This window comes from Nonomuraea sp. B1E8, assembly GCF_039871515.1.
In the GTDB taxonomy this organism is placed as follows: Bacteria; Actinomycetota; Actinomycetes; order Streptosporangiales; family Streptosporangiaceae; genus Nonomuraea.
This window is the reverse complement of sequence record NZ_JBDPLS010000001.1, coordinates 824409-849839: the sequence shown is the minus strand read 5'-3', so window position 1 is coordinate 849839 and position 25431 is coordinate 824409. Positions and strand designations below refer to the sequence as shown.

Sequence of the window (25431 nt, the reverse complement as noted above, 5' to 3'; positions counted from 1 at the left end):
CTGGCGGGAGGCTTCCGTGGACCGTCGTCGTTTCATCACCAGCGTGGTCGCCGCAGCCGGCGTCGCGGGCCCCTTCGCCGGGGTCGCCTGCGCGGGCGCTCAGGGAGGGGCGAAGCCGGTCCGCGCGTACGGGCCGCTGCGTCCCGTACAAGATCTTCGTGACGGCAAGGTGCGCCTGCACCTGCCCGACGGGTTCAAGTACCGCTCGTTCAGCCCCGCGGGCGACCGGTTCGGCGACGGCTCGGCCGTGCCCGGCAGGCACGACGGCATGGCGGCCTTCGCCGGCCCCAAGGGCAGCGCCGTCCTGGTACGCAACCATGAGGTCAACGGGCCTGTCGGCGCGTTCGGCGACAAGGGCAGGGCTTACGACCCCATGGCCGGGGGAGGCACCTCGACGCTGCAGGTCACCCGCTACGGAGAGGTGATCAGGAGTGGCCCCTCGCTCAGCGGCACCATGATGAACTGCTCGGGCGGCCCCATGTCATGGGGGGCCTGGTTGACCTGCGAGGAGACGGTCAACGGTCCCGACGTGGGCGACGACTTCTCCGGCGGCGACAACTCCAAGCTCACCCGCCCGCACGGCTACATCTTCGAGGTGCCGCTCGACCGCCCCGCCGCCGCCCGGCCGATCAGGTCCGCGGGGCGTTTCCCGCACGAGTCGGCCGCCTTCGACCCGTCCACGGGCGCGATCTACCTCACCGAGGACAACTTCGGCTTCCCGTCCGGCTTCTACCGCTACCTCCCGCCCGAACATCCCGCCGTGGCGGGGCGGCTGCTCGACGGCGGCAGACTGCAGATGCTCGCCGTCAAGGGCGCCAAGCGCAAGGACCTGTCCGAGGGCCAGGAGCCGGGCGCCTCGTACGCCACCACGTGGGTGGACATCGACGACCCCGACCCCCGCTTCACGGGCACGCCGTCCAACGACGAGGCCGTCCAGGCCGTGGGCCGGCAGGGCAGGGCGGCCGGCGCGGCGATCTTCTCCCGCCTGGAGGGCGCGGTCTACCACCAGGGGACGGTCTACTTCGTCTCGACGCAGGGTGGGGCCACCGCGTCCGGTGACACGCCGCCCGACGGGTTCGGCAAGGGACGAGGACAGGTGTGGGCGTACGAGACATGGAGCGGCCGGCTCAGGCTCGCCTACGAGTCGCCGCGCTCGGAGGTGCTCGACCTGCCCGACAACGTGACGGTCAGCCGCCGCGGCACGCTGGTGTTGTGCGAGGACGGCGACGGCGCCAACTACCTGCGCGGGCTCAGCAGGGCGGGAAAGATCTTCGACTTCTGCCGCCTGGAGCCGATCCCCGGCGACGGGGGAGCCGAGTTCGCCGGGTCCACGTTCGGGCCCGGCGGCCACACGCTCTACGTCAACATCCAGGCCGAACACGGCATGTCGATCGCCATCTGGGGGCCCTGGGAGAAAGGGCTGTTCTAGGCTTGGTGCGGTGATCCTGGGCATCGGGGTGGACATCGTGGACATCTCCCGCTTCGAGGCGACGCTGCGCCGCACGCCGCGCCTGCGCGAGCGGTTGTTCACCGAGGCCGAGCGGCCGCTGCCGGTGCACTCGCTGGCCGCCAGGTTCGCCGCCAAGGAGGCCGTGGCCAAGGCGCTCGGCGCTCCACAAGGGCTGGGGCACCAGGAGGCCGAGGTGCGCTGCGACGACCTCGGCAAGCCCGAGCTGGTGATCACTGGGCGGGCCGCGGAGGTGGCGTACGAGCTCGGCATCAAACGCTGGCACCTCTCACTCAGCCATGACGCGGGCGTCGCCGTGGCCTACGTGATCGCGGAGGGATAGCTTCGGATCATGCGCACCGCCTACACCGCCGACCAGATCCGTGGCGCCGAGCACGCGCTCATGGCCCTCCTGCCGGAGGGCACGCTGATGCAGCGGGCCGCGTCGGGGCTCGCCGCCGTCTGCGCCGACCTCCTCGGCCGGGTGTACGGCAAGCGCGTCGTGCTCCTCGTCGGCAGCGGCGACAACGGCGGCGACGCCCTCTACGCGGGCGAGCGGCTGGCCCGGCGCGGCGCCCGGGCAGGCGCGGTCCTTGCCGGGTCCAAGACCCACGAGGCGGGGTTGCGCGCGTTCCAGCAGGCGGGCGGCCGGGTCGTCGACCGGGCGGCGATCGACGGCGCCGACCTGATCATCGACGGGCTTGTCGGCATCGGGGCGGCGGGGGCGCTGCGGGAGCCGTACGCGGAGCTCGCCGCGCAGGCCAACGCCGCCCGCGCCGCGATCGTCGCCGTGGACGTGCCGAGCGGGGCCGACGCGAGCAGCGGCCGGGTGCCGGGTGCGGCCGTGCGGGCCAAGGTGACCGTGACGATGGGGGCGTACAAGACGGGGTTGCTCGTCGATCCCGGCGCGGCCTGCGCGGGCGCGGTCGAGCTGGTGGACATCGGGCTCGGCGACCACCTGCCCGATCCCGACGTGGCCGCGCTGACCGGCGGCGACGTCGACCTCCTGCTGCCGCGGCCGGCCACCGAGTCCGACAAGTACCGCAGGGGAGTCCTGGGGGTCGCGGCGGGCAGCGACCTCTACACCGGCGCCGCCGTGCTCGCCGTGGGCGGCGCGCTGCGCGCCGGGGCGGGCATGGTGCGCTACGCGGGGCGGCACGCGCCCGTGGCGCAGGTGCGTGCGCACTGGCCCGAGGCGGTCGTCACCGAGCTGGACCGGCCCTCGATCGACGGCGTCGGGCGGGTGCAGGCGTGGGTGCTCGGGCCGGGGCTCGGCACCGATGACTGGGCGCACGAGCTGGCGGCCAAGGTGCTCGCCTCCAGCGTGCCCGTGCTGATCGACGCCGACGGGCTGACGCTGGTGGCCAGGGACCGCGGGCTGCTGCGCCGCGGCGCGCCCGTGCTGATCACCCCGCACGCGGGCGAACTGGCGCGGCTGATCAGGGCCGAGCGCGACGACATCGAGGCGGCCCGGCTGGAATACGCCCGCAGGGCGGCGGCGGAGCTCGGCGTGACCGTGCTGCTCAAGGGCTCCACCACGGTGGTGGCCGAAGACGCGCGGCCGGTGCGGGTCAACGTCACCGGCTCGCCGTGGCTGGCCACGGGGGGCACGGGCGACGTGCTGTCGGGGGTGGCGGGCTCGCTGCTCGCCCAGGGGCTGAGCTGTTACGACGCCGCGTCCTGCGGCGCCTACCTGCACGGGCTGGCCGGGCGGCTGGCCGCCGGGGACGCGCCGCTGACGGCGGCCGACGTGGCCACCGCCGTCCCCGCGGCCATCCGCGCCCTGAGCGGCGCCCCAGCAGGAGGTACGGCCTAGCGGGCGGCGGGGGTCGCGAGGGAGGATAATCGCGCTCGACCATGTGCGTGACCTGCCACACTAGAAGGATGTACTCCCCGATGACCACGCCCGCGCAGGCTCGGGTCGACCTGGCCGCGATCAGGCACAACGTGGCCCTGCTCAAAGAGCGGGCCGACGGCGCGGAGCTGATGGGCGCCGTCAAGGCCGACGCCTACGGCCACGGTCTGGTGCCCTCCTCCGAGGCGGTCCTGGAGGGCGGCGCGAGCCGGCTCGGCACCGCGTTCATCAGGGAGGCGCTCGCGCTGCGCGAGGGCGGCGTGACGGCGCCGATCCTGTCCTGGCTCCTCACCCCGGGAGAGCCGCTCGACGAGGCCGTGCAGGCTGACGTCGAGCTGTCGGCCTCCGACGAGGGGATGCTCGGCGAGATCGCCGCCGCCGCACGGCGCGCGGGCCGCACCGCGAAGGTGCACCTGGAGGCCGACACCGGCATGAGCAGGGGCGGCTGCCCGCCCGCCGCCTGGCCGGCGCTGCTGGCCGCGGCGCTGCGGCTGCAGGCCGAGGGCGCCGTCGAGATCGCCGGGCTGTGGTCCCATCTCGCCTGCGCCGACATCCCCGGCCATCCGTCGATCGGGCGGCAGCTGGAGGCGTTCGAGGCGGCGCTGAAGCTCGCCGAGCAGGCGGGCGCGGCCGGCTCCCACGTGATCAGGCACATCGCCAACTCCGCCGCCACCGTGACACTGCCCGAGGCCCGCTACGACCTGGTCAGGCCCGGCATCGCGATCTACGGCCTGAGCCCCATCCCCGAGCTGGGCGACTTCGGCCTCAGGCAGGCCATGACGCTGGTGGCCCAGGCCGGGCTGGTCAAGCGGGTCCCCGAGGGCGCCGGGGTCTCCTACGCCCACCTCTACGTCACCGGACGCGAGACCACGCTCGGGCTCGTGCCGCTCGGATACGCCGACGGCATCCTGCGGCACGCGACGGGAAAGGCCGAGGTCATGGCGGGCGGGCGGCGCAGGACGATCGCCGGCCGGGTGTGCATGGACCAGTTCATGATCGACATGGGCGACGACGAGCTGTCGGCGGGCGACGAGATCGTGCTGTTCGGGCCGGGTGACGAGGGCGAGCCGACCGCTCAGGAGTGGGCGGATACTCTCGGCACGATCACGCATGAGATCGTGACCAGGATCGGTTCGCGTGTGCCGAGGGTCTACGCGCACAGGACTCGGAGCACCTCGCGGCGGGCATGAGCGGGAGAAGGGTCGGGAGATGACGACGACAAGACGGCGCAGGGTGGGGATCGCCGGCGCGCTCGTCGGTGCGGCTTCCGCCGGTGTCGCGGCGGCGGCGCTGGCCAAGCGCTATGCGGTCGGCCGCATCAGGCTGCGCCCCGACGACGAGGCCAGCGAGCCGTTCGGCGAGTTGCGGGGCAGGGAGCGCACGCTCGTCACCTCCGACGGCAAGGCGCTGCACGTCGAGATCGACGGGCCGGACGACGCGCCGCTGACCATCGTCTTCTGCCACGGCTACTGCCTCAGCCTGGAGTCCTGGCACTACCAGCGTAAGGATCTGCGGGAGAATTACCGTCTCGTGCTGTGGGACCAGCGCTCCCACGGGCGCTCGCAGCGCGGGGGCTCCGACGACAGCACGATCGACCGGCTGGGCGATGACCTGGCCGAGGTGATCGAGGCCCACGTGCCCGGCCCGTGCGTGCTGGTCGGACACTCCATGGGCGGCATGACGATCATGGCGCTCGCCGACCGCCGTCCCGAGCTGTTCGGCGAGAGGATCCGCGCGGCCGCGCTCGTCGCGACCTCGGCGGGCAAGCTGGCCGAGATCACCCTCGGCCTGCCCGCGTTGCTGTCCAAGGTCGTGCACAAGATGGCCCCCACCACGGTGTCGATGCTGGGCAAGCGGGGTGCGCTGGTCGACCGCACCCGCCACGCGGGCAGCGACATCGCCTTCCTGATCACCCGCTACATGGGCTTCGGTGACTCCAAGAACGTCAGCCCGACCCTGGTCGACTTCGCCGAGTCGATGATCAGGGCGACGCCGACCGAGGTGGTCGCCGACTTCTACCCCGCGCTGATGAACCACGACAAGCTCTCCGCCCTGCACGTCCTCGACCCGGTGCCCACCGCGATCCTGGTGGGCGACGGCGACTGGCTGACCCCGCCCGAGCACAGCAGGGCCATCGCCGCCGCGCTGCCCAAGGCGCAGCTCACCGAGGTGCCCGACACCTCCCACCTGATCCAGCTGGAGCGCCCCGGCATCGTCAACGACGCGCTGCGCGACCTGGTGAAGAGGGTGGAGCTCTAATGCGACTCGCGACCCCTGAGGACATGCGCGCCTATGGCGCCCGCCTGGCCGCGCGGCTGCGCCCCGGAGACCTGCTGGTCCTGTCCGGCCCGCTCGGCGCGGGCAAGACCACGCTCGTGCAGGGCATCGCGGAAGGCCTCAAAGTACGCGGCCCGATCACCTCGCCCACCTTCGTGATCGCCAGGGTGCACCCGTCCCTGGGCCAGGGGCCGCCGCTCGTCCACGTCGACGCCTACCGGCTGGGCGGCGACCTGGAGGTCGACGACCTCGACCTCGACGCCTCGCTGGAGGAGTCGGTCACCGTCGTCGAATGGGGCGAGGGGCTCGTCGAGGGCCTGGCCGACGACCGGCTGGAGATCCACATCGACCGCGAGGCGGGCGACGAGGCCCGCGTCGTGACCCTGCGCGGCGTGGGCGAAAGATGGGCCGACACGCCGTCTGAGCCGCCGGAAGAGTAAAACGGCGGTCAAGTTCCGGCAATGCTGGCACCCTTGACGTACCCGGCCGATGATGTAAATCATGATCGTTGACTAGGGTTCGCCCAGAATTTCTGGGTATCAGGAGGGGCGACATCCATCTCTTTGGTGGATGCTGGGGTGTAACACGGCAAAGTGGGGTGCGGCCGGTGCTCAGGGTCAGGCGAGTCGCGTACGCGGGAGCCATCGTCATTCTCGGTCTGACCGGCTGCACAGCCTCGGCCGAGACCGATCCGACAACGACACCCTCGCCCACGGCCAGCGGCACCACCGCCGCCCCGACCGCCAGCGGCAGCCCGAGCCCCACGGCCACCAGGCAGACCATCTCGGTGCAGCTCAACCCCGACCGCGTCACCGCGGGCGAGACGTCCACGGTGTGGATCCTGGCCAACTGCCCGGTCCCGACCGGCGGCCCCGCCCACACCGGCACCGCCACGTCCAAGGCCTTCATCAACGGCGTCACGCTCAACCCGGTCCCCGCCGCGTCGGTGACCCCCACCCCGACCGCCACCCCGGCCAACGGCTCGCCATGGGTGCGCGGCGAGGCGCAGGTCTCCGGGACGGTCCGGCGCGGCAGCTACCGCGTCGACGTCAAGTGCGACGGCACCAACGACATGGGCAGGGCCACGCTCAGGGTGGTCGCGGCCGAGCCCGACGACGACCCGACCGGCGTGCCCACCAAGGCGCCCAAGGCAGGCGGCGGCGGCACGTACGCGAAGGACGCCGACGACGAGTCGTCCATCCCGCTCGGCCCCGCCGGCGCGCTGATCGCGCTGGCGCTGGCGGCCGGCGTCGGCATAGCGGTCAAGCGCCGTAAGGCATAGACCGTGGCCCGCCCAGGACGGGTGGTGCTCGCGGGCGCCGTGACGGGACTGCTGCTGGTCGCGTTCGGCAACAACCTGAAGACCGGCACCACCCCAGCACAGGCCGTCGTGCCGGAGAGCATCGACATCCCGTCGATCGACGTCGAGGCCCCGCTGATGGAGCTCGACCTGCTGAAGAACGGCGAGATCGAGCTGCCGCCCTACGAGAAGCCGAAGATGGCCGGCTGGTTCACCGGCAGCGCGGTGCCCGGCGAGAAGGGCGCCTCGGTCATCATCGGCCACGTCGACACCAAGACGGCGCCCGCCGTGTTCTACAAGCTCAGGAACTTACGCAAGGGCGAGACCGTCAAGGTCGAACGCAGCGACGGCAAGACCGTGACCTTCAAGGTCGACGGGATCGAGCAGGTGCACAAGGACGACTTCCCTGCCAAGCGCGTCTACGTCGAGGACGGGCTCAAGCTCGTCACCTGCGGCGGCAAGTTCGACTATGCCAAGGGCGAATACCTGGACAACATCATCGTGTACGCGTCCCGGGCCTGAAAAGCGGTTGCCCCCTCAGGGACGATGAAGACATGAGCGTGGACACCATCCCGCCCGCGTCCGGCGCCCGCGTGCCGTGGCACGCCGTGCACCCGCCGGTGCGCGCGGCGGTCGAGCGTTTCCTCGGCGGGCGCGTGGCGGAGGCGACGACGCAGCCCGGCGGCTTCTCGCCGGCGGCCGCCGTCCGGCTGCGCACCGACGGCGGCAGGCGGGCGTTCGTCAAGGCCGTCGGCCCCGAGCCGAACGCCGACAGCGTCCGCATGTACCAGAACGAGCTCAAGATCGCGGCAGCCCTGCCCGCGTCCGTGCCCGCGCCCCGCCTGCTGACGGGTTTCGAGCTGGACGGCTGGGTGACGCTGGTCTTCGAGGACGTCGAGGGCGCGCATCCCGAGTTGCCGTGGCGGCGCGACCAGCTCGACCGGGTGCTGGCCGCCCTCGACGAGATGTCGGCCGCGCTCACTCCCTCGCCGATCGACGTGCCGCGGATGGGCGAGACGTTCGGCTCGTCGTTCGGCGGCTGGCGCAGGCTGCTCGACGAGGACACCACCGGCCTCGACCCGTGGGCGCTGCGCCACCTCGATGAGCTGGCCGCGCTGGAGTCGGGCTGGGCCGCGGCCGCGGCGGGAGACAGCCTGGTCCACGCCGACGTGCGGGCCGACAACATCCTGCTCACCGACGATCGTGTCTACTTCGTCGACTGGCCGTGGGCCTGCCTGGGCGCGCCCTGGGTCGACCGGGTCTACCTGCTGCCGTCGGTCGGCATGCAGGGCGGGCCGCCGCCGTACGAACTGTGCACCGACCCCGATCCCGCCGTGACCGCGACGGTCGCGGCCATGGCGGGCTATTTCGTCCACCACGGCCGCCTGCCCGGCCCGCCGGGCCTGCCCACCATCAGGGCGTTCCAGCGGGCGCAGGGCGTGGTGGCGCTCGACTGGCTGCGGCGGCGTACGGGCTGGGCCTGACGCGCCCTGCACCGGCTTGTCGCCTGGCGTACCGGTAACGGCCGGGAGAGACCCTTACGGCGGGTACGCTAAACAGTCGTGCTGGTCCTGGCCTTTGATACCGCGACACCCGCCGTCACCGCCGCCCTCCACGACGGGGAGCGGGTGCTCGCCGAGTCGACGACGATCGACGCCCGACGCCACGGCGAGTTGCTCGCCCCCACCATCGAGCGTGTCCTGGCCGAGTCGGGGGCGTCGCTGCGCGACGTCACGGCCGTCGTGGCGGGCAGTGGCCCCGGGCCCTACACCGGGCTGCGTGTCGGCCTGATGACCGCGCAGGGGCTGTCCACGACGCTGGGCGTGCCCTCCTACGGCGTGTGCACGCTCGACGCGGTCGCGTTCGGCAGCGGCTTGACCGAGCCGTTCCTGGTGGCCACCGACGCGCGGCGCAAAGAGGTGTTCTGGGGGCGTTATGCCGACATGCGCACCCGGGTCGAGGGGCCGTTCGTCAACCGGCCCGCTGAGGTGCCGGTGGAGGGGCTGCCGGTCGTGGGGGCGGGTGCTGCGCTATATCCAGAAATTTTGGGAAACGGGAGCGACGTGCCCCCATACCCCAGCGCGGGGGCGCTGGCCGCGCTCGCGGCCGGGCGGCTCGCCGAGGGCGCCCCGCTCGATCCGCCCCGCCCGATCTACCTGCGCAGGCCCGACGCCGTGGTGCCGGGCGCGCCGAAGAGGGTGACGGCGTGAAGCTCAGGCCGATGACCGAGGCCGACCTGCCGGCGGTCATGGCGATCGAGCAGGCCACGTTCCCGCTCGACGCGTGGAGCGAGGGCATGATGCGCGGCGAGCTGGCCGACATGCCGCGCACGCGCCACTACGTCGTGGCCCTGGTCGACAGCGAGATCGTCGCCTACGCCGGGCTCGCCGCCGCGGCCGACCAGGCCGACGTCCAGACCATCGCCGTGCTGGAGAAACACCAGGGCACCGGCATCGGCAGCGCGATGCTCACCGAACTGCTGGCAGAGGCGCAGCGCAGGGGAGCGCGGGAGATCTTCCTGGAAGTACGCGCCGACAACGCGCGCGCGCAGACGGTCTACCGGCATTTCGGGTTCGAGGAGATCGGCACCCGCCGCCGCTACTACGACGACGGCACCGACGCGATCATGATGAGAAGGAAGCTCGATGGCTGACGAACCGCTGGTCCTGGGGATCGAGACCTCCTGCGACGAGACCGGCATCGGCATCGTCAGAGGTCACACGCTGCTGGCCAACACCATCGCCTCCAGCATGGAGGAGCACGCCAGGTTCGGCGGCGTGGTGCCCGAGGTCGCCTCGCGCGCCCATCTGGAGGCCATGACGCCGACCGTGGAGGCCGCCCTCGCCGAGGCCGGGCTGACGTTCTCCGACATCGACGCCGTCGCCGTGACCGCGGGCCCCGGGCTCGCCGGCGCCCTGCTGGTCGGAGTGGCCGCGGCCAAGTCCTACGCGCTCGGCCTCGGCGTGCCCCTCTACGGCGTCAACCACCTGGCCGCCCACGTCGCCGTCGACCAGCTGGAACACGGGCCGCTGCCCAAGCCGTGCGTCGCCATGCTGGTCTCGGGCGGCCACTCGTCGCTGCTGCTCGTGCCCGACGTCGCCGAAGACGTGATCTCGCTCGGCTCCACCGTGGACGACGCGGCCGGTGAGGCGTTCGACAAGGTGGCGCGGGTGCTGGGGCTGCCCTTCCCCGGCGGGCCGTACATCGACAGGGCCGCGCGCGAGGGCTCCGGCGAGGCGATCGCGTTCCCGCGCGGCAAGATCGACGACGGCACGCTCGACTTCTCCTTCTCCGGGCTCAAGACGGCCGTTGCGCGCTGGGTCGAGGCCCGCGAGGCGTCAGGGCAGGCCGTGCACGTGCCCGACGTCGCCGCCTCGTTCCAGGAGGCCGTGGTCGACGTGCTGACCCGCAAGGCGCTGCAGGCGTGCAGGAAATACGGGGTGGATGATCTGCTGATCGGCGGCGGTGTGGCGGCCAACTCCCGGCTGCGCGCGCTGGCGCAGGAGCGCTGCGAGGCGGCCGGTGTGCGCCTGCGGGTGCCGCGGCCCGGGTTGTGCACCGACAACGGCGCCATGGTCGCCGCCCTGGGATCCGACCTGGTCGCGGCCGGCATCACCCCCTCGACCCTGGAAATCCCGGCCGACTCCTCGCTCCCGATCACGACGGTCCACGTGTAGGGCGCGGGCAGGCCGGCGCGTGCCCGCGCGAGGGGTCAGTCTTTCGCCCTGGTCGGGCGGAGCAGGGCCTCGGCCAGCGCCAGCATGGTCTCCTCCAGGGCGCCGAGACGCTTGTTGAGGTCTTCGGCGGCGGGCTGGACGATGCCGGTGACCGTCTCGGCCAGCTCGTCGCGGTCGGGACGTGTCCTGACCAGCTCGGTGAGCGCGGTGGCGGCGGTGGCCAGCCGCTCGGCCTGGTCGCCGGTCTGCGAGCGGATCAGCTCGCCGATCCGCTCGGGGATGGCCAGGGTGGCGGGCAGCTCGCCGACGCGCTGGTTGACCGACTCGATGCGGTCGTCGACGGACTCCAGGTGCTCGCTGGCCTGCTCGGCGCGGGTGGCCAGGCCGTTGACGTGGGTGTCGAGGACGTTGAAGCGGCTGTCGAGCCCTCCGAGGTGGCCGTCGATGGCGTCGAAGCGGCTGCTCAGGTGCTCTTCGGCCTCGCCGAGGCGCTCGTCGATGGCGTCCATCTGGCCGTCGAGCCGGTTGAAGCGGCCCTCGGTGCGGGTGGTGCTCTCGCCCACGCGCTGCTCGGTGGCGGCCATGCGCTCGTCGAGCGCGGTGAAGCGGGCGTCGACGCGTACGTCGAGCGCGTCGAAGCGGTCGTCGTGGCGGCCCAGGTGGCCGTCGAGGACGCCCAGGCGCTTGTCGACCGCGCCGAGCTGGCCGTCCATCGACGCGAGGCGCTTGTCGACGCCGCCCACCCGGGTGTCGAGGCCGTCGATCCTGGTGTCGATGTCGGCCAGGCACTCGTCGGCGGACTCCAGCCGGCCGCCGAAGTCGGCGACCCGGGTGTCGAGGCCGGAGAGCGCGCTTTCCGCCCGGTCGAGCCGGGCGTCCACGCCGCCGAGCCGGGCGGTCAGGCGCTGCTCGCTCTCGCCGAGCTGGACGGCAAGGTGGCGGTCGGTCTCGTCGAGCCTGGCGGCGAGCCGCTGCTCGACGTCGGAGAGGTGGCCGGTGAGCTGGTCGTCGGCCTCCTTGAGCCGGATGGCGAGCCGCTCGTCGGCCTCGACGAGGCTCCTGGCCAGCCGCTGGTCGGTCTCGTCGAGCCGGGCGGTCAGGCGCCGGTCGGTGCCCTCCAGGCGCACGGTGAGCCGCTCGTCGGTCTCGTCGAGCCGGGTCGCGAGGTGCTGGCCCGCCTCGTCGAGCCGGGCGGTGAGGCGCTGGTCGGTCTCGTCGAGGCGGGCCGCCATGCGCTGCTCGGCGGCGTCGAGGCGGGCCCGCGTCTGCTCGGCCGAGTCGGCGACGCCCTCGGACAGATCGCTGATCACGCCCTCGATGCGGTCGGTGCGGGTGGCCAGGTCGGCCATCGACCGGTCGAGCCTGGTGAAGCGGCCGGCGGCGGCCTCCATGCTGGAGCTGATCGTGGTCAGCCTGGCGGCGAAGTCGGACATGCCCTTGGTGATGCCGTCGGCGGTGTCGAGCACCGCCTGCAGGCGGTTGAGCGCCTCGTCGACGCCCTCGCCGACGGTGCCGACGCCGGCCTGCAGGCTGGGCAGCTCGGACACCGGGGCGACGCGGGCGTCCACGCCGCTCACCCGCTCGCCGACGGCGTCGACGTGGTCGCGGACCGCCTCCACGTGCTGCGCCAGGCCCTCGGCCCACATCGGCGGCTTGGCGGTGATGTCGTCCAGCCGTCCGTTGACCGCCTCAAGGGTGCCGCTCAGGCCGCCGAGCTCACGCTCGCGCACCTCGCGCAGGAGCCACTCCATGCCTTCGAGCCGCTGGCGGATCTCGTCGAGCATGGCGCCCTGCGTGCGCTGCTCGTAGACGTGATCCTGGGAGGCGCGCTGCAGCAGGTCTCGCATTCTCTCTGAAATGGCCAGATGGCCGCCTGCCTGAAGAAGGGTGGTGTGGTTGGAATGATCCACCGAAAGCTCCTTCGCTCGCCGACGGTCTGCCGCGCAGCGGTGGGGTAGGTCAGGTTTGCAGATGAAAGAGCGAGAACACGGTTAACCGCACTGGGGAGAACTCCCGCCCGCCCACCTTAGCCTTTTGATCAAGGTCCGTCAGCGCCGAATGGAAAGATCGATCGAAACCGAAGAATGCCCGAGATGCCAGCTCAGCGGGGTGATAGCGGATTGCAGATGATGGCCGATGGTTTATCAAGAATGCGGGTCAGGATGACGACAGCTGTTCTGTCCCCGTTGAGTCGCAAATCGCTGCGCAGGCGTTCGATGTCGACGGCTGAGGCGCGCTTCTTGATAGTGACATTTCCGATTCTTCGCTCTCGGAGTGCGGCGCGTAGTTTCTTCAGCGAGAACGGGAGTACGTCGTCTATCTCGTATCTCGTGGCCCATGGGGTGTCCACGGGGTCGTCGCCCGTGATGTACGCGATCATCGGGTCGAGCAGGCGGCCGCCGACGATCTCGGCCACCTCGCCCACGAGGTGCGCGCGGATGGCGGCGCCGTCGGGCTCGTAGACGTGCCGGCCCGGCGGGCCCGTGGCGGCCTGGACGCCCGTGGCGGTGAGGGTGTGGCCGCCGGGCAGCAGGGTGGCCCGCCGGTCCGCCTTCCGGCCGGCCCCGGTCCAGAGCGTCGCCTCCTTGACCTCGCCCTTGAAGGACACCCACTCGGCCTCGGCCTCGTCGGGGATGAACGAGTAGGGGATGCCGGGGGCGACCTTGAGACAGGCCGTACGGGCCCTGGAGACGAGGTCGAGCACCACGGGCCACGGCGGCGAGTAGGCCATGGGGTCGAACGTACGGCCCCTGCTCGTACGCCGTGCCGGGTCGGCGAAGAGCACGTCGTAGCGCTCCGGCTCGACGCCGGCCGCGTCGGCCACGCGCACCGTCACCCGGTCGCCCAGCCCGAGCGCCTCGGCGTTGGCCCTGGCCACGGCGGCGGTCAGCGGGTCGGTGTCGACGGCCTCCACGGTGCAGCCCGCGCGGGCCAGCGCCAGCAGGTCGCCGCCGATGCCGCAGCACGCGTCCACGACCCTGGGCTCGGGGACGCCGGCGGCCACCAGGCGGGCGGCGCGGTGCCCGGCGACCTCCGTCCGGGTGGCCTGCTCCAGGCCGTGCGGCGTGAAGTACATCAGCCGGGCGTCCTCGCCGAACTTGGCCGTGGCGCGTTCCCTGAGCCCCGCCTGGGTGAGCGCCGCCGAGGTGAGCGCCGCGTCGTACGTCCTGCGCAGCCTCGTGGCGGCGGCCACCGGGTCGGCGCCGGCGAGCTCGCCGGCCTCCGCGAGTGCCCGCCGCCCGCGCGGGGTCAGCAGCTCGTTGAAGGCGTCGAGGTCCACGTCACACGACGTTAGCGGCACCGGGGACGCACTCGACCCGCGCGGGGCGCGGACGCGACCGGATCGCTGGGGCGCGGGGGACGGCGTGGAACGGCGGGCCGGTCGCATACCAGAAGACGCCGGGCTGTCAGGACGGCGCGACACGCGTTCGCGAATCTCGCGGCAGGAGGATCTTTACGAACCCCTGTATGACCGGCCATTACGCTGATAGAGCCTTGTTGCCGGCGCTCTGATCGCTCTCAGCAGACGCGTTCGTGTTGACTGTCAAGCCCCTCTTGCATATGTTTCCTGTTGGCACTCTCCCCTTGAGAGTGCCAACGTGCGACGAGGCAGGTCTGACACCCGCGACGGCAGGCCCAGCTGGTCGCCTCTTCTAGATCATTCAAATCTGAAGGGGAGGTCCGATCGTGACGACCGCCACCAAGGTTCCCGTTAAGCCGCTCGGCGACCGCATTGTGGTTCAGCCGCTTGAGGCCGAGCAGACCACCGCTTCCGGCCTGGTCATCCCGGACACCGCCAAGGAGAAGCCGCAGGAGGGCAAGGTCCTCGCGGTGGGCCCCGGCAACTGGGACGAGGACGGCGACAAGCGGATTCCGCTCGACGTCTCCGAGGGCGACATCGTCCTCTACAGCAAGTACGGCGGCACCGAGGTCAAGTACGGCGGCGAGGAGTACCTCGTGCTCTCCGCCCGCGACGTTCTCGCGATCATCGAGAAGTAAGCCGGTGCGTCGAGCCCCGGGCGCTCCAAGGGGCGACCGGGGCTTTCGACGCTAGGAGAGGACTTTCAGCTATGGCGAAGATCCTGGAGTTCGACGAGGACGCCCGCCGCGCGCTTGAGCGTGGCGTGAACGCCCTCGCGGACGCCGTGAAGGTGACCCTTGGCCCGCGTGGCCGCAACGTCGTCATCGACAAGAAGTTCGGTGCGCCGACGATCACGAACGACGGTGTGACCATCGCTCGTGAGATCGAGCTGGACGAGCGCTACGAAAACCTCGGCGCCCAGCTCGCCAAGGAAGTTGCCACCAAGACCAACGACATCGCCGGTGACGGCACCACCACCGCGACGGTGCTGGCCCAGGCGATGGTCCGCGAGGGCCTGCGCAACGTGGCCGCCGGCGCCTCGCCGCTGTCACTCAAGCGCGGCATCGACAAGGCCGCCAAGGAGATCAGCGACAAGCTGCTCGCCAGCGCCCGGCCGGTCGAGGACAAGAAGGAGATCGCCAACGTTGCGACGATCTCCGCCCAGGACGCGCAGATCGGCGACCTGATCGCCGAGGCGTTCGACAAGGTGGGCAAGGACGGTGTGCTCACCGTCGAAGAGTCCAACGCCATGGGCATGGAGCTCGAGTTCACCGAGGGTATGCAGTTCGACAAGGGCTACCTGTCGGCCTACATGGTGACCGACCCCGAGCGGATGGAGTCCGTCCTCGAGGACGCCTACATCCTGCTCACCCAGGGCAAGATCGCCTCCATCGCGGACTTCCTGCCGCTGCTGGAGAAGATCGCCCAGACGAAGAAGCCGCTGCTCGTGGTCGCCGAGGACGTCGAGGGCGAGGCCCTGGCCGTTCTGGTGACCAACAAGATCCGCGGCACCTTCACCTCCGTGGCCGTCAAGGCCCCGGGCTTCGGCGACCGCCGCAAGGCGATGCTGCAGGACATGGCCATCCTCACCGGCGGCCAGGTCGTCAGCGAGGAGGTCGGCCTCAAGCTGGAGCACGTCGGTCTCGAGGTGCTCGGGCAGGCCCGCCGCGTCGTGGTGACGAAGGACAACACCACCATCGTCGACGGCGCCGGTGACGCGCAGGCCATCGAGGACCGCGTCAAGGAGATCAAGATTGCCATCGAGCAGTCCGACTCCGACTGGGACCGCGAGAAGCTGCAGGAGCGCCTGGCCAAGCTCGCCGGCGGTGTGTGCGTGCTGCGTGTCGGCGCCGCCACCGAGGTCGAGCTGAAGGAGAAGAAGCACCGCCTCGAGGACGCGATCTCCGCGACGCGCGCCGCGATCGAGGAGGGCATCGTCTCGGGCGGCGGCACCGCGCTGATCCACGTCGGCAAGGGCCTCGACGACCTCGAGCTGTCCGGCGACGAGGCCACCGGCGTCGGCATCGTGCGCCGCGCGCTGGTCGAGCCGGCCCGCTGGATCGCCGAGAACGCCGGTCTCGAGGGTTACGTGGTCACCCACAAGATCGCCGAGCTGGAGGCCGGTCACGGCCTCAACGCCGCGACCGGCGAATACGGTGACATGATCGCGCAGGGCGTCATCGACCCGGTCAAGGTCACCCGGTCGGCGGTGCAGAACGCCGCTTCGATCGCGGGCATGCTGCTCACGACCGAGGCGCTCGTGGTGGACAAGCCCGAGGAGGAGGCCCCGGCCGACGGCCAGGGTCACGGTCACGGCCACGGCCACTGACCGTTTCTCCTGCTTCGCGTCACGGCCCGCATCCCTTCGGGGGTGCGGGCCGTTCTCGTTCGCCGCGCTTCCGGCCGGCCCCGGGGACGATGCCCTCCGGGCACCGGCTGGCTCTGCGTTGACGCGGTCAACGGCGTGGACTCCGCTGCTCAGGCGTCGCCGTCGTCTCCGTTGGGGGCTCGCGGTGCGGGAGGGCGCAGGGTTCTGGGGAGAAGTGGGGGAAAAGGTGGAATATTGCAGTAAACCGGTAGAGGGTGATATGCGTCGAGGGTCTGACAAATGTCGTGCATTCCCGGTTATGGGATGAAACATTATGTCAGCCGTTTCGCCGTAGTGTGCCCATTTGATTACCGATAGTTATCGTCGCTTCAATGTGACCAATCCGTAGCCGTTCGCCATGACGACAGGCCGGATCAGTGCGGGCATCATGCCTATCGTGAGCGAGGGAAGCGTCGCCGACGCCAAAATTGGGGTAAGGCTCGCGTCGAGACTTCCGGCACGGACGGATGACTCCGACCTTAGGGAACTGACGAGCCTCGCCGTGCAGGGAGATCGCAGTGCGATCGAATCTCTGCTCGGCGAGTTGCGTCCGATGGTGGTGCGGTATTGCCGTGCCAGGCTGGGCAGGGTTTCTGGGCAATATCACATTGCCGATGACGTCGCCCAGGAGGTGTGCATCGCGGTCCTGTCCGCGCTGCCGCGCTACCGCGACATGGGGCGGCCGTTCGCCTCCTTCGTGTTCGGGATCGCCTCGCACAAAGTGGCCGACGCGCTGCGGAGCTCCGTGCGCTCGGCCGTTCCGACCCAAAACCTGCCCGACGGGCCTGACGACGGGCCTGGGCCCGAGGAGACGGTGGTCCGCTACATCGAGGTGGAGCACGCGCGCAGGCTGCTGGCCAGGCTGCCGGAGAACCAGCGGGAGTTGTTGCTGCTGCGGGTGGTGTCGGGGCTTTCGGCGGAGGAGACCGGTAATGTACTCGGCATGTCACCGGGTGCGGTCCGCGTCGCCCAGCATCGGGCGCTGGCCAGGTTGCGGCAGATGGCCGAGCTGGAGTCGGCTTGACCCCAGAGCACGAGACCGATGCGCTGCTCGACGCGCTAGGTCGTGGAGAGATGCCGGACTCAGGCGATCCGGCCGCACGGTTGCTGGCCGTGCTGCTCGACGACGTGGATCAGCGGCGCTCCTCCGTGTCGATGACACCATCGACATAGCCTCTGGCGTATTCCCAGCTGACGTAGTCGGCGGGGTCAGGGTGGAAGGCCGGCTCGTGGACCTGTGGCTGGCCTTTCTCGATCATCTGTCGCAGGTTGCCGCGCAGCAGCTCCCAGTCGAAGAAGTGCTGCTCGCCGCATTCGGGGCAGTCGAGCACGAGGCCCAGCACTCCCTGCGGTTCGAGCAGGGAGCGGAAGACCTCGACGTCGGCGAGGTCGGTGATGGCCTCGTCGCGTTCGGCCGCGGTGAGTGGCTCGGCGTCGTCTAGGGCGCCCATCGCCGAGGAAGGGTCGTTAGGGTCGTCCGCGAACGGGTCGCGGGGGACGTCTTCCAGCACCTTCCCACCATATGACCGATGCGGCCCGAGCGGTGGATATTACCTCAGCCATCCGCGCCTGGCGGCTTCCACGCCTGCCTGGAAGCGGGATTGGGCGCCCAGTTCGGCCATGGCGCCGGCGAACCTGGCGCGTACCGTCCTGACCGAGACTCCGAGCTGGCGGGCTATCGACTCGTCGCACAGGCCCTGGGCGGCCAGGCGCAGCACCTGCGCCATCCCGTCGATCCCGCGCCCCCACGGCAGGGGGGTGGCGCGCCCCCACAACTCGTTGAAGAGGGCGCGGAGCGTGCCCACCACGATCGGCGTGCGTACGAGATAGAAGTGGTAGGCGTGGTCGGGCAGGTTGCCGCCCCAGAACGCGGGCAGGCCGGCCACGTCGGCGCCGGCGGCCATGAACCAGCTCGGCACACGATCCAGGGTGCGCACGTTGCCGCCGGCTTCGACCAGGCGGGTCAGCAGATCGCGTACGCCTGGGAGTGCCAGGGCGGAAACCGGCAAGATCACATGAACGGCAAGAAGATTTCGTTGCTGCGCATCAATCCATGGATCCGCAAATTTACGAGCAAAATCGCTCATTGTGCGTTCATCCGGGATTGCTGTGTGCAATTCGAGCGGCGGCGACTGCACGGCCATGCCGACCACGCTCTCGAACAGGACGTCGGCCCCGTTCAACATCTCCACCGTGAAAGGCCCGCTCTGGTAGTCGCGGCCGGCGTCGTAGTCGTGGATCAAACCCCGGATGGAGGCGAGCGCCGAATCGATCATCCGGCTCTCCTCGGCCAGCCGGTCGAGCCGCTCAGCGATCACCCGCCCGAGCGCCGCCGCTGGGTGGCGGGCCAGGTATTCGCCCGACCGTTCGTCCACCACACCCAGCTTGACCAGGTCGTCGAGCTGGCGGGTGACCTTCTCGACGGGGCCGTCGATGGCCTGCGCGAGGTCGGTGCGGGTGGCTCTGTGCAGGCGCAGCACCGTCGAGTAGAGAGCCCTCTGGGCAGGGTCGAGGCCCAGCGTCTCGTAGGGATCTGACGCGGCTCTGGACTCGTTGCGCATCGTGGGCGGCTCCGTAGGGGGGACACGGGCGTGCCGCGAGAATAACGCCGCATTGCGCCCGTGTCCGCTCGTTCCGTCGACTGGCCGGGGGAGGCGTGCAACTTCGTGCAATTGCACGTTTTCACCTTGCGATGTGCCGGTGAGTGACCCAGGCTTTACCTAGCGTCGGCATCCCGAAAGCAGGTGTGGCTGCGCCGCCCATCAGGACGCGGAGGGGGGTTCGGTGGTGCGTACGCGCCGCCACGCCTGGATGCCGGTGGCTGGGGGATGGGGCGGGTCACCGTCCGTCCGTCTCCCAGCGCTGTGAGATGCCGGGAGTACGACGGGCCGTGGGGGTCATCGTGCTCCCGGCACCAACTCTCCAGCGCTGAGCCGTGAGGCCGGGAAAACTTTCTCCCGCGCCGGGCCCGAGGCCGTGAATGCGCTTTTGGAGGCAGGCCCTAGACTTGGCTGCATCAGCGCATCGGCAGGAGGGGGCCGCAGCATGTCCAAGTTCACCGAGATCGGTTTGACCTTCGATGACGTGCTGCTGGTGCCCGGATATTCCGATCTCCAACCAGGTGACGCCGACACCAGGTCCCGCCTGTCCCGTGGCGTCACGCTGTCCATCCCGCTGGTCTCCGCCGCCATGGACACCGTGACCGAGGCCCGCATGGCGGTCGCCATGGCGCGGCAGGGCGGCATCGGCATCCTGCACCGCAACCTGTCGGTCGACGAGCAGGCCCAGCAGGCCGATCTGGTCAAGCGGTCCGAGGCCGGCATGGTCACCAATCCGGTGACGTGCAGCCCCGACGACACGCTGGCCGACGTCGAGCGGCTGTGCGCGACCTACCGGATCTCGGGGGTGCCCGTCACCGACGTGTCGGGCACGCTGGTCGGCATCGTGACCAACCGCGACATGCGCTTCGAGACCGACCAGTCGCGGCCCGTGCACCAGGTCATGACCAAGATGCCGCTGGTCACCGCGCCGGTGGGGGTGTCACGTGACGACGCCTTCGCCCTCCTCAGGAAGAACAAGATCGAAAAGCTGCCCCTCGTCGACGCTGAGGGCAGGCTGCGCGGCCTGATCACGGTCAAAGACTTCACCAAGAGCGAGCAGTACCCTCTCTCCACCAAAGACGCCGACGGCCGGCTCATCGTGGGGGCGGCCGTCGGCGTCGGCGGTGACGCGGAGGTGCGGGCCAAGGCGCTGATCGAGGCCGGGGTCGACGTGGTGGTGGTCGACGTGGCCCACGGCCATTCCAAGGGCCTGGCCGAGATGATCGCCAAGATCAAGGCCAACAGCAAGGTCGAGGTCATCGGCGGCAACATCGCGACCAGGGCGGGCGCGCAGATGCTGGTCGAAGCGGGCGCCGACGCGGTCAAGGTGGGTGTGGGCCCCGGCTCCATCTGCACCACGCGGGTGGTCGCCGGGGTCGGCGCCCCGCAGGTGACCGCCATCCACGAAGCCTCCAAGGCGTGCGCGCCCGCGGGCGTGCCGGTGATCGGCGACGGCGGCCTGCAATATTCCGGTGACATCGTCAAGGCGATCGCCGCCGGCGCCGACACGGTCATGCTGGGCTCGCTGCTCGCGGGGTGCGAGGAGTCGCCCGGCGAGCTGATCTTCATCAACGGCAAGCAGTTCAAGTCCTACCGCGGCATGGGCTCGCTCGGCGCCGTACGCAATCGCGAGCGCGGCGGCGCCTCCTTCAGCAAGGACCGCTACGCCCAGGCCGACGTCGGCGGCGAGGACAAATACATCCCCGAGGGCATCGAGGGTCAGGTGCCCTATCGCGGCCCGGTGGCGGCCGTCGCCCACCAGCTCGTCGGCGGGTTGCGCCAGGGCATGTGGTACGCCGGCTGCCGCACGATCTCGCAGATGCACACCGACTGCGAGCTCATGCCGATCACGGCGGCAGGTCTCAAGGAGAGCCACCCCCACGACATCCAGATGACGGTGGAAGCTCCGAACTATCACAGAAGGTAAGTTCATGACTCAGCAGGTGGAGATCGGCCGGGGCAAGACCGGGCGGCGGGCATACTCGCTTGACGAGATCGGGCTGGTGCCCTCGCGGCGCACCCGTGACCCGGAGGAGGTCTCGATCGCCTGGCAGATCGACGCCTACCGGTTCGAGCTGCCCGTGGTGGTGGCGCCCATGGACAGCGTGGTCTCGCCGGCCACCGCCATCGCGATCGGGCGGCTGGGCGGGCTGGCCCCGCTCGACCTCGAAGGGCTCTGGACCCGCTACGAAGACCCCTCGCCGCTGGTGGAGGAGTGCGCGGCGCTCGACGCGGCGGCGGCGACCAAGCGGCTGCAGGAGATCTACGCGGCGCCGATCCAGGAGGAGCTGATCGGCCGGCGGATCGAGGAGATCCGTGCCTCCGGGGTCACGACCGCCGTACGACTGTCGCCGCAGCGCACGGTCCAATACCACAAAACCGTGATCGACGCGGGCGTGGACATCTTCGTCATCCGCGGCACGACCGTCTCCGCCGAGCACGTGTCGGGGCGGGCCGAGCCGCTCAACCTCAAGCAGTTCATCTACGAGCTCGACGTGCCGGTCATCGTGGGCGGCTGCGCGACCCACACGGCCGCCCTCCACCTGATGCGCACCGGTGCGGCGGGGGTGCTGGTCGGCTTCGGCGGCGGCGCCTCCCACACGACGCGCAACGTGCTCGGGGTGGCCGTGCCGATGGCCACCGCGATCTCCGACGTCGCCGCCGCCCGGCGCGACTACATGGACGAGTCGGGCGGGCGCTACGTGCACGTGATCGCCGACGGCGGTATGGGCACGTCCGGTGACATCGCCAAGGCCATCGCCTGCGGGGCCGACGCCGTGATGGTGGGTTCGCCGCTGGCCCGTGCCGTGGAGGCGCCCGGTCACGGGTTCCACTGGGGATCCGAGGCGCACCACCCCGATCTGCCCAGGGGGCGGCGGGTCGAGTTCGGGACGGTGGGGACGCTGGAGCAGATCCTGCACGGGCCGTCGAGCGTGGCCGACGGCTCGATGAACCTCATGGGCGCGCTCAAGCGCACCATGGCCTCCACCGGCTATTCCGACATCAAGGAGTTCCAGCGGGTCGAGGTCGTGGTCGCCCCGACCCATCCCTGACCAGTCACGATCCCGTCACCGCGGCCCTGCCCGCCGGGCCGCGGTGCAGCTAGTGTTTCGGGCATGGAATCCCTTGAAGAGAGAGTTGCCCGGCTTGAGACGCAGATCGCCTACCTTCAGCGGCACCTCGGCATCGACCCCGCGCTGATCGACTCCGTTGACCAGGGCCCGCAGTTGCCGCCCGACTTCTACGTGGCGTTGCGGAAGGGGAAGACGATCCAGGCGATCAAGATCTACCGTGAGGCCACCGGGGCGTCGCTGCTGAACGCGAAGAACGCGGTCGAGCAGATGGAGCGGCAGGTTTCCGGCCGGAGGTGAGCCATTTCCGAGATTGAGCGGATCTTCCGGGAGGAGTACGGCCGGGCCGTCGCCGTGCTCGTCCGCGCCTTCGGCGACATCGACCTCGCCGAGGAGGCGGTCCAGGAGGCCTTCACCGTGGCGGTGCGGCAGTGGCCGTCCGCGGGGCCGCCGCCGAGCGCGGCCGGGTGGATCATCACCACCGCGCGCAACCGGGCCATCGACCGGCTGCGCAGGGAGTCGGCGCGGTCCGGCAAGCACGCGCAGGCCGCGCTGCTGAACGCCCCGGACGAGCCCGTGGAGCAGTGCCCCGTGCGGGACGACCGGCTGCGGCTGATCTTCACCTGCTGCCACCCCGCGCTCGCGCCCGCCGCCCGGGTCGCGCTGACGCTGCGCCTGCTGGGCGGGCTCACGACCCCGGAGATCGCCCGCGCGTTCCTGGTGCCCGAGCCGACCATGGCGCAGCGGATCGTGCGGGCCAAGCGCAAGATCAGGGATGCGGGCATCCCCTACCGGGTCCCGTACGAGGCCGACCTGCCCGAGCGGCTGCGGGCCGTGCTCGCCGTGATCTACCTGATCTTCAACGAGGGGTACACGGCCAGCTCGGGTGACCGGCTCGTCCGGGACGATCTTTCCGCGGAGGCCATCAGGCTGGGGCGGTTGCTCGCCGGGCTCATGCCGGAGGAGCCCGAGGTCATGGGGTTGCTGGCGCTGATGTTGCTGATCGAGTCGCGGCGCGCCGCGCGTACGGGACAGGCCGGCGAGCTGGTGCCCCTGCCCGAGCAGGACCGGACGTTGTGGGACCGCGCGCTCATCGACGAGGGTCAGGCCATCGTGCGGTGGTGCCTGGAGCGGGACCGGCCGGGCCCTTACCAGGTCCAGGCCGCCGTCAACGCCGTGCACGGCGACGCGCGGACCGCCGAGGACACCGACTGGCGGCAGATCGTGCGGCTCTACGACCTGCTGATGGCCTTCGACCCGGGGCCGGTCGTGGCGGTGCACCGGGCGGTCGCCGTGGCCGAGGTGGAGGGTGCGGAGGCGGCGCTGGAACTGCTGGACGGGCCGGCGGCGGACGACTATCACCTGTTCCATGCCGTACGGGCCGATCTGCTGCGGCGGCTGGGACGCGCGCCGGAGGCGGCCGAGGCGTACGCGGCGGCGATCGAACGGGCGGGCAACGAGGTGGAGCGGGACTTCCTGCGGAGCAGGGCGGGAGGGCCCTCCCGCGGCTGATCCACGGGACCGCCGGCGTGCGTCAGCGGGTGTAGGTCGTCAGGAGGGTGCCGTTGCCGAACGTCTCGGTGCCGGTCAGGGTGAACGTCGTCGGCCGGAACCCGCCGTGAAAGGCCTCGCCTGCGCGAGGTGCCGACCGAGCGGATCCGCGCCGACGTCGAGGCCAACGTGCGCCATCACCGCGAGGCGGGCCTGCCCGGCGACGACACCACCGTGGTGCTGCTCTACCTGGCACTCAACTGGCTGATCGTCGAGCGGCTGACGCTGCCGGACGTGTTCGGCGAGGGGGAGGTGCACGCGCTCGTGAGCGCCGCCGTCGAACGGCTGCTCCCCTAGCATGCGGGGATGGCTGATCATCGGCACACGCACGAGCTCGTCCAAGAAGGCGATCTCATCATCAAGCGGTACGTGGACGGCAAGCCGGGCGCGGCCGAGCGCGAATGGCGGGCGCTGACCCTCCTGGCCGAGCACGCTCCGGGGCTGGCCCCCGAGCCCGTGGCCTTCGACGGCCGCTCGGTCACGATGACCAGGATCGACGGGCTGCCGATGCGCGGGATCGAGGTGCGGGCCGAGCACGTCGCCGCCATGGCCGAGGCGCGCGCCCGGCTGCACGCCGCCATCCCGTACGGCGTCCTGCGGGACATTCCCGTGCGCCCGTGGTCGAACACGGCGGTCGCCGACTGGATCAGGCGGCGCGCCGCGGCCTGGCAGCCCAGGGGGCCGCTGGACGGCAAGGCCGTCGACGAGGGGTCGCGGTGGCTGGAGAGCTGGTCGCCGGGCGAGTCGGGGGTCACGCCCGCGTTCGGCGCGGGAGACGGCAACCTGGCCAACTTCCTGTGGGACGGTTCTCGCGTCCGCCTGGTCGACTTCGAGGACTCCGGGCGCAGCGACGTGGCGTACGAGGTGGCGGAGGTGGTCGAGCACGTGTCGATGTGGGTGGACGGCGAGGTGGAGATCGCGTCCGCGTTCGGCCTGAGCCCGCAGGAGGAGCGGCGGATGCGCGAGCACCGCAGGCTGCACGCCCTGATGTGGTTGTTCCTGCTGGCCCACGACTCCCCCGAGTCCCCGCGCAACCCGCCCGGCACCTTCGAGCGGCAGGCCGGGCGGGTGCTGGCGGCGCTGGGCGCCTGAACGCGGCTCAGCCCGTGAGCACGCCGAGCAGGTGCGTGACCTCTCTGGACACCGCGTCGCGTCCTGCCTTGAGATATTTCCTGGAGTCGACGACCCGCTCGTCGTGGGCCAGATAGTCGCGGATGGCGCCGGTGAACGCCTTGTTCAGGTGGGTCGCGATGTTGATCTTCTTCATGCCCTTCCCGACGGCTTCGCGCAGCACGTCGTCAGGCACCCCCGACGAGCCGTGCAGCACCAGCGGCACCGGCACCGCGGCCCGCAGCTCGGCGATGAGCTCCAGGTCGAGCACCGCGTCCTTGGACGTCATGGCGTGCGAGGTGCCCACCGCGACGGCCAGCGCGTCCACGCCCGTCCTGGTCACGTAGTCGACGGCCTCGTGCGGTTTGGTACGGGCGCCCGGCGCGTGCACGCCGTCCTTGCCCCCGACCTCGCCCAGCTCGGCCTCCACCCACACGCCGCGCCCGTGGCACCAGGCGACCACCTCGGCGGTGGCGGCGACGTTGTCCTCGTCGGGCAGGGCGGAAGCGTCGTACATCACCGAGCCCAGCCCCAGCTCCACCGCCTCCTCGACGAGTGCCCTGTCGGTGGCGTGGTCGAGGTGGACCGCGACCGGCACCTCGGCCCGGCGGGCGACCGCGAGCGCGGCCAGCGCGACCGGCTCCAGCGCGCCGTGGTAGCGCACGCAGTTCTCGCTGATCTGCAACACGACCGGCAATCCCAGCGCCTCGGCGCCGGTCACGATGGCGGTGGCGTGTTCGAGCTGGATCACGTTGAACGCGCCCACCCCTGCGGGCGACTGGCTGACGATGTCGCCGATGGCGGCGAGGGGCAT

Annotated in this window: 26 protein-coding genes; 21 read left to right on the top strand and 5 right to left on the bottom strand. The window is 71.0% G+C overall.

Going from position 1 to position 25431, the window contains the following annotated elements; genetic code table 11:
• The first annotated feature begins 16 nt into the window (after positions 1 to 16).
• The 12 genes from ABGA98_RS03860 to tsaD all read left to right on the top strand — a co-directional run bounded on the left by ABGA98_RS03860 (position 17) and on the right by tsaD (position 10556).
• On the top strand, positions 17 to 1429 hold the full coding sequence (locus ABGA98_RS03860) for an alkaline phosphatase PhoX (RefSeq protein ID WP_347616767.1): 1413 nt from the start codon (positions 17 to 19) through the stop codon (positions 1427 to 1429).
• A 10-nt stretch (positions 1430 to 1439) separates the two neighbouring features.
• The gene (locus ABGA98_RS03855) at positions 1440 to 1790 is read left to right on the top strand and encodes a holo-ACP synthase (protein WP_347616766.1); all 351 of its coding nucleotides are present in this window, start codon (positions 1440 to 1442) and stop codon (positions 1788 to 1790) included.
• Between the two features lie 9 nt (positions 1791 to 1799).
• On the top strand, positions 1800 to 3263 hold the full coding sequence (locus ABGA98_RS03850) for an NAD(P)H-hydrate dehydratase (protein ID WP_347616765.1): 1464 nt from the start codon (positions 1800 to 1802) through the stop codon (positions 3261 to 3263).
• An 80-nt stretch (positions 3264 to 3343) separates the two neighbouring features.
• Positions 3344 to 4492, top strand: a complete 1149-nt coding sequence (gene alr / locus ABGA98_RS03845) for an alanine racemase (protein ID WP_347617700.1) — start codon at positions 3344 to 3346, stop codon at positions 4490 to 4492.
• A gap of 19 nt (positions 4493 to 4511) precedes the next feature.
• Positions 4512 to 5561, top strand: coding sequence for an alpha/beta hydrolase (locus tag ABGA98_RS03840; protein ID WP_347616764.1), 1050 nt, complete (start codon positions 4512 to 4514; stop codon positions 5559 to 5561).
• On the top strand, positions 5561 to 6019 hold the full coding sequence (gene tsaE, locus ABGA98_RS03835) for a tRNA (adenosine(37)-N6)-threonylcarbamoyltransferase complex ATPase subunit type 1 TsaE (protein WP_347616763.1): 459 nt from the start codon (positions 5561 to 5563) through the stop codon (positions 6017 to 6019). Before ABGA98_RS03840 ends, tsaE begins: the two co-directional genes overlap by 1 nt.
• 167 nt (positions 6020 to 6186) lie before the next feature.
• Positions 6187 to 6861, top strand: coding sequence for a hypothetical protein (locus ABGA98_RS03830; RefSeq protein ID WP_347616762.1), 675 nt, complete (start codon positions 6187 to 6189; stop codon positions 6859 to 6861).
• A gap of 3 nt (positions 6862 to 6864) precedes the next feature.
• Positions 6865 to 7401, top strand: a complete 537-nt coding sequence (locus ABGA98_RS03825) for a class F sortase (protein WP_347616761.1) — start codon at positions 6865 to 6867, stop codon at positions 7399 to 7401.
• A gap of 32 nt (positions 7402 to 7433) precedes the next feature.
• On the top strand, positions 7434 to 8363 hold the full coding sequence (locus ABGA98_RS03820; RefSeq protein WP_347616760.1) for an aminoglycoside phosphotransferase family protein: 930 nt from the start codon (positions 7434 to 7436) through the stop codon (positions 8361 to 8363).
• 78 nt (positions 8364 to 8441) lie between these two features.
• Positions 8442 to 9089, top strand: a complete 648-nt coding sequence (gene tsaB / locus ABGA98_RS03815; RefSeq protein WP_347616759.1) for a tRNA (adenosine(37)-N6)-threonylcarbamoyltransferase complex dimerization subunit type 1 TsaB — start codon at positions 8442 to 8444, stop codon at positions 9087 to 9089.
• Between the two features lie 11 nt (positions 9090 to 9100).
• Positions 9101 to 9532 carry a ribosomal protein S18-alanine N-acetyltransferase gene (gene rimI / locus ABGA98_RS03810; RefSeq protein ID WP_347617699.1) on the top strand — a complete coding sequence of 144 codons (432 nt, stop codon included), beginning with the start codon at positions 9101 to 9103 and terminating at the stop codon, positions 9530 to 9532.
• Positions 9525 to 10556, top strand: a complete 1032-nt coding sequence (gene tsaD, locus ABGA98_RS03805) for a tRNA (adenosine(37)-N6)-threonylcarbamoyltransferase complex transferase subunit TsaD (RefSeq protein WP_347616758.1) — start codon at positions 9525 to 9527, stop codon at positions 10554 to 10556. Before rimI ends, tsaD begins: the two co-directional genes overlap by 8 nt.
• 35 nt (positions 10557 to 10591) lie before the next feature.
• On the opposite strand, the gene ABGA98_RS03800 is transcribed toward tsaD, so the two are convergent.
• Positions 10592 to 12466: a hypothetical protein gene (locus ABGA98_RS03800; protein WP_347616757.1), complete on the bottom strand. Its 1875-nt coding sequence runs from the start codon at positions 12464 to 12466 to the stop codon at positions 10592 to 10594.
• A 191-nt stretch (positions 12467 to 12657) separates the two neighbouring features.
• Positions 12658 to 13836, bottom strand: a complete 1179-nt coding sequence (locus tag ABGA98_RS03795; protein ID WP_347616756.1) for a methyltransferase domain-containing protein — start codon at positions 13834 to 13836, stop codon at positions 12658 to 12660.
• Between the two features lie 404 nt (positions 13837 to 14240).
• Here ABGA98_RS03795 and groES point away from each other — a divergent pair, with 404 nt between their 5' ends.
• The 3 genes from groES (at position 14241) to ABGA98_RS03780 (ending at position 17309) form a co-directional block, all read left to right on the top strand.
• Positions 14241 to 14555 carry a co-chaperone GroES gene (groES, locus tag ABGA98_RS03790; protein WP_197093639.1) on the top strand — a complete coding sequence of 105 codons (315 nt, stop codon included), beginning with the start codon at positions 14241 to 14243 and terminating at the stop codon, positions 14553 to 14555.
• 71 nt (positions 14556 to 14626) lie between these two features.
• Positions 14627 to 16246: a chaperonin GroEL gene (groL, locus tag ABGA98_RS03785; protein ID WP_347616755.1), complete on the top strand. Its 1620-nt coding sequence runs from the start codon at positions 14627 to 14629 to the stop codon at positions 16244 to 16246.
• 427 nt (positions 16247 to 16673) lie between these two features.
• On the top strand, positions 16674 to 17309 hold the full coding sequence (locus ABGA98_RS03780; protein WP_347617698.1) for a sigma-70 family RNA polymerase sigma factor: 636 nt from the start codon (positions 16674 to 16676) through the stop codon (positions 17307 to 17309).
• A 109-nt stretch (positions 17310 to 17418) separates the two neighbouring features.
• Here ABGA98_RS03780 and ABGA98_RS03775 read toward each other — a convergent pair whose 3' ends face one another.
• Both ABGA98_RS03775 and ABGA98_RS03770 read right to left on the bottom strand, forming a co-directional pair.
• Entirely contained in the window at positions 17419 to 17796 is a 378-nt protein-coding gene (locus ABGA98_RS03775; RefSeq protein WP_090930411.1) for a DUF5319 domain-containing protein, read from the bottom strand.
• Between the two features lie 39 nt (positions 17797 to 17835).
• On the bottom strand, positions 17836 to 18846 hold the full coding sequence (locus ABGA98_RS03770) for a helix-turn-helix transcriptional regulator (RefSeq protein WP_347616754.1): 1011 nt from the start codon (positions 18844 to 18846) through the stop codon (positions 17836 to 17838).
• A gap of 484 nt (positions 18847 to 19330) precedes the next feature.
• On the opposite strand from ABGA98_RS03770, the gene guaB reads away from it, so the two are divergent.
• From guaB to ABGA98_RS03740, 6 genes are all read left to right on the top strand, one after another.
• The gene (gene guaB / locus ABGA98_RS03765) at positions 19331 to 20812 is read left to right on the top strand and encodes an IMP dehydrogenase (protein WP_347616753.1); all 1482 of its coding nucleotides are present in this window, start codon (positions 19331 to 19333) and stop codon (positions 20810 to 20812) included.
• A gap of 4 nt (positions 20813 to 20816) precedes the next feature.
• On the top strand, positions 20817 to 21938 hold the full coding sequence (locus ABGA98_RS03760; RefSeq protein WP_347616752.1) for a GuaB3 family IMP dehydrogenase-related protein: 1122 nt from the start codon (positions 20817 to 20819) through the stop codon (positions 21936 to 21938).
• 63 nt (positions 21939 to 22001) lie between these two features.
• A complete protein-coding gene (locus ABGA98_RS03755; RefSeq protein WP_347616751.1) occupies positions 22002 to 22256 on the top strand; it encodes a hypothetical protein in 255 nt (84 codons plus the stop codon).
• Positions 22257 to 22259: 3 nt separating this feature from the next.
• Positions 22260 to 23468 carry a sigma-70 family RNA polymerase sigma factor gene (locus ABGA98_RS03750; protein ID WP_347617697.1) on the top strand — a complete coding sequence of 403 codons (1209 nt, stop codon included), beginning with the start codon at positions 22260 to 22262 and terminating at the stop codon, positions 23466 to 23468.
• Positions 23469 to 23597: 129 nt separating this feature from the next.
• Positions 23598 to 23804: a hypothetical protein gene (locus ABGA98_RS03745; protein ID WP_347616750.1), complete on the top strand. Its 207-nt coding sequence runs from the start codon at positions 23598 to 23600 to the stop codon at positions 23802 to 23804.
• Positions 23805 to 23813: 9 nt separating this feature from the next.
• Positions 23814 to 24599, top strand: a complete 786-nt coding sequence (locus ABGA98_RS03740; RefSeq protein WP_347616749.1) for an aminoglycoside phosphotransferase family protein — start codon at positions 23814 to 23816, stop codon at positions 24597 to 24599.
• 7 nt (positions 24600 to 24606) lie between these two features.
• Here ABGA98_RS03740 and ABGA98_RS03735 read toward each other — a convergent pair whose 3' ends face one another.
• On the bottom strand, positions 24607 to 25431 hold the full coding sequence (locus ABGA98_RS03735) for a class II fructose-bisphosphate aldolase (RefSeq protein ID WP_347616748.1): 825 nt from the start codon (positions 25429 to 25431) through the stop codon (positions 24607 to 24609).

Coding starts and splice junctions, on each gene's coding strand:
- ABGA98_RS03850 (WP_347616765.1), top strand. CDS start 1,800: ATGCGCACCGCCTACACCGCCGACCAGATCCGTGGCGCCGAGCACGCG.
- alr (WP_347617700.1), top strand. CDS start 3,344: ATGACCACGCCCGCGCAGGCTCGGGTCGACCTGGCCGCGATCAGGCAC.
- ABGA98_RS03840 (WP_347616764.1), top strand. CDS start 4,512: ATGACGACGACAAGACGGCGCAGGGTGGGGATCGCCGGCGCGCTCGTC.
- tsaE (WP_347616763.1), top strand. CDS start 5,561: ATGCGACTCGCGACCCCTGAGGACATGCGCGCCTATGGCGCCCGCCTG.
- ABGA98_RS03820 (WP_347616760.1), top strand. CDS start 7,434: ATGAGCGTGGACACCATCCCGCCCGCGTCCGGCGCCCGCGTGCCGTGG.
- rimI (WP_347617699.1), top strand. CDS start 9,101: ATGACCGAGGCCGACCTGCCGGCGGTCATGGCGATCGAGCAGGCCACG.
- tsaD (WP_347616758.1), top strand. CDS start 9,525: ATGGCTGACGAACCGCTGGTCCTGGGGATCGAGACCTCCTGCGACGAG.
- groL (WP_347616755.1), top strand. CDS start 14,627: ATGGCGAAGATCCTGGAGTTCGACGAGGACGCCCGCCGCGCGCTTGAG.
- ABGA98_RS03780 (WP_347617698.1), top strand. CDS start 16,674: ATGCCTATCGTGAGCGAGGGAAGCGTCGCCGACGCCAAAATTGGGGTA.
- ABGA98_RS03770 (WP_347616754.1), bottom strand. CDS start 18,846: ATGCGCAACGAGTCCAGAGCCGCGTCAGATCCCTACGAGACGCTGGGC.
- guaB (WP_347616753.1), top strand. CDS start 19,331: ATGTCCAAGTTCACCGAGATCGGTTTGACCTTCGATGACGTGCTGCTG.
- ABGA98_RS03760 (WP_347616752.1), top strand. CDS start 20,817: ATGACTCAGCAGGTGGAGATCGGCCGGGGCAAGACCGGGCGGCGGGCA.
- ABGA98_RS03755 (WP_347616751.1), top strand. CDS start 22,002: ATGGAATCCCTTGAAGAGAGAGTTGCCCGGCTTGAGACGCAGATCGCC.
- ABGA98_RS03740 (WP_347616749.1), top strand. CDS start 23,814: ATGGCTGATCATCGGCACACGCACGAGCTCGTCCAAGAAGGCGATCTC.
- ABGA98_RS03735 (WP_347616748.1), bottom strand. CDS start 25,431: ATGCCCCTCGCCGCCATCGGCGACATCGTCAGCCAGTCGCCCGCAGGG.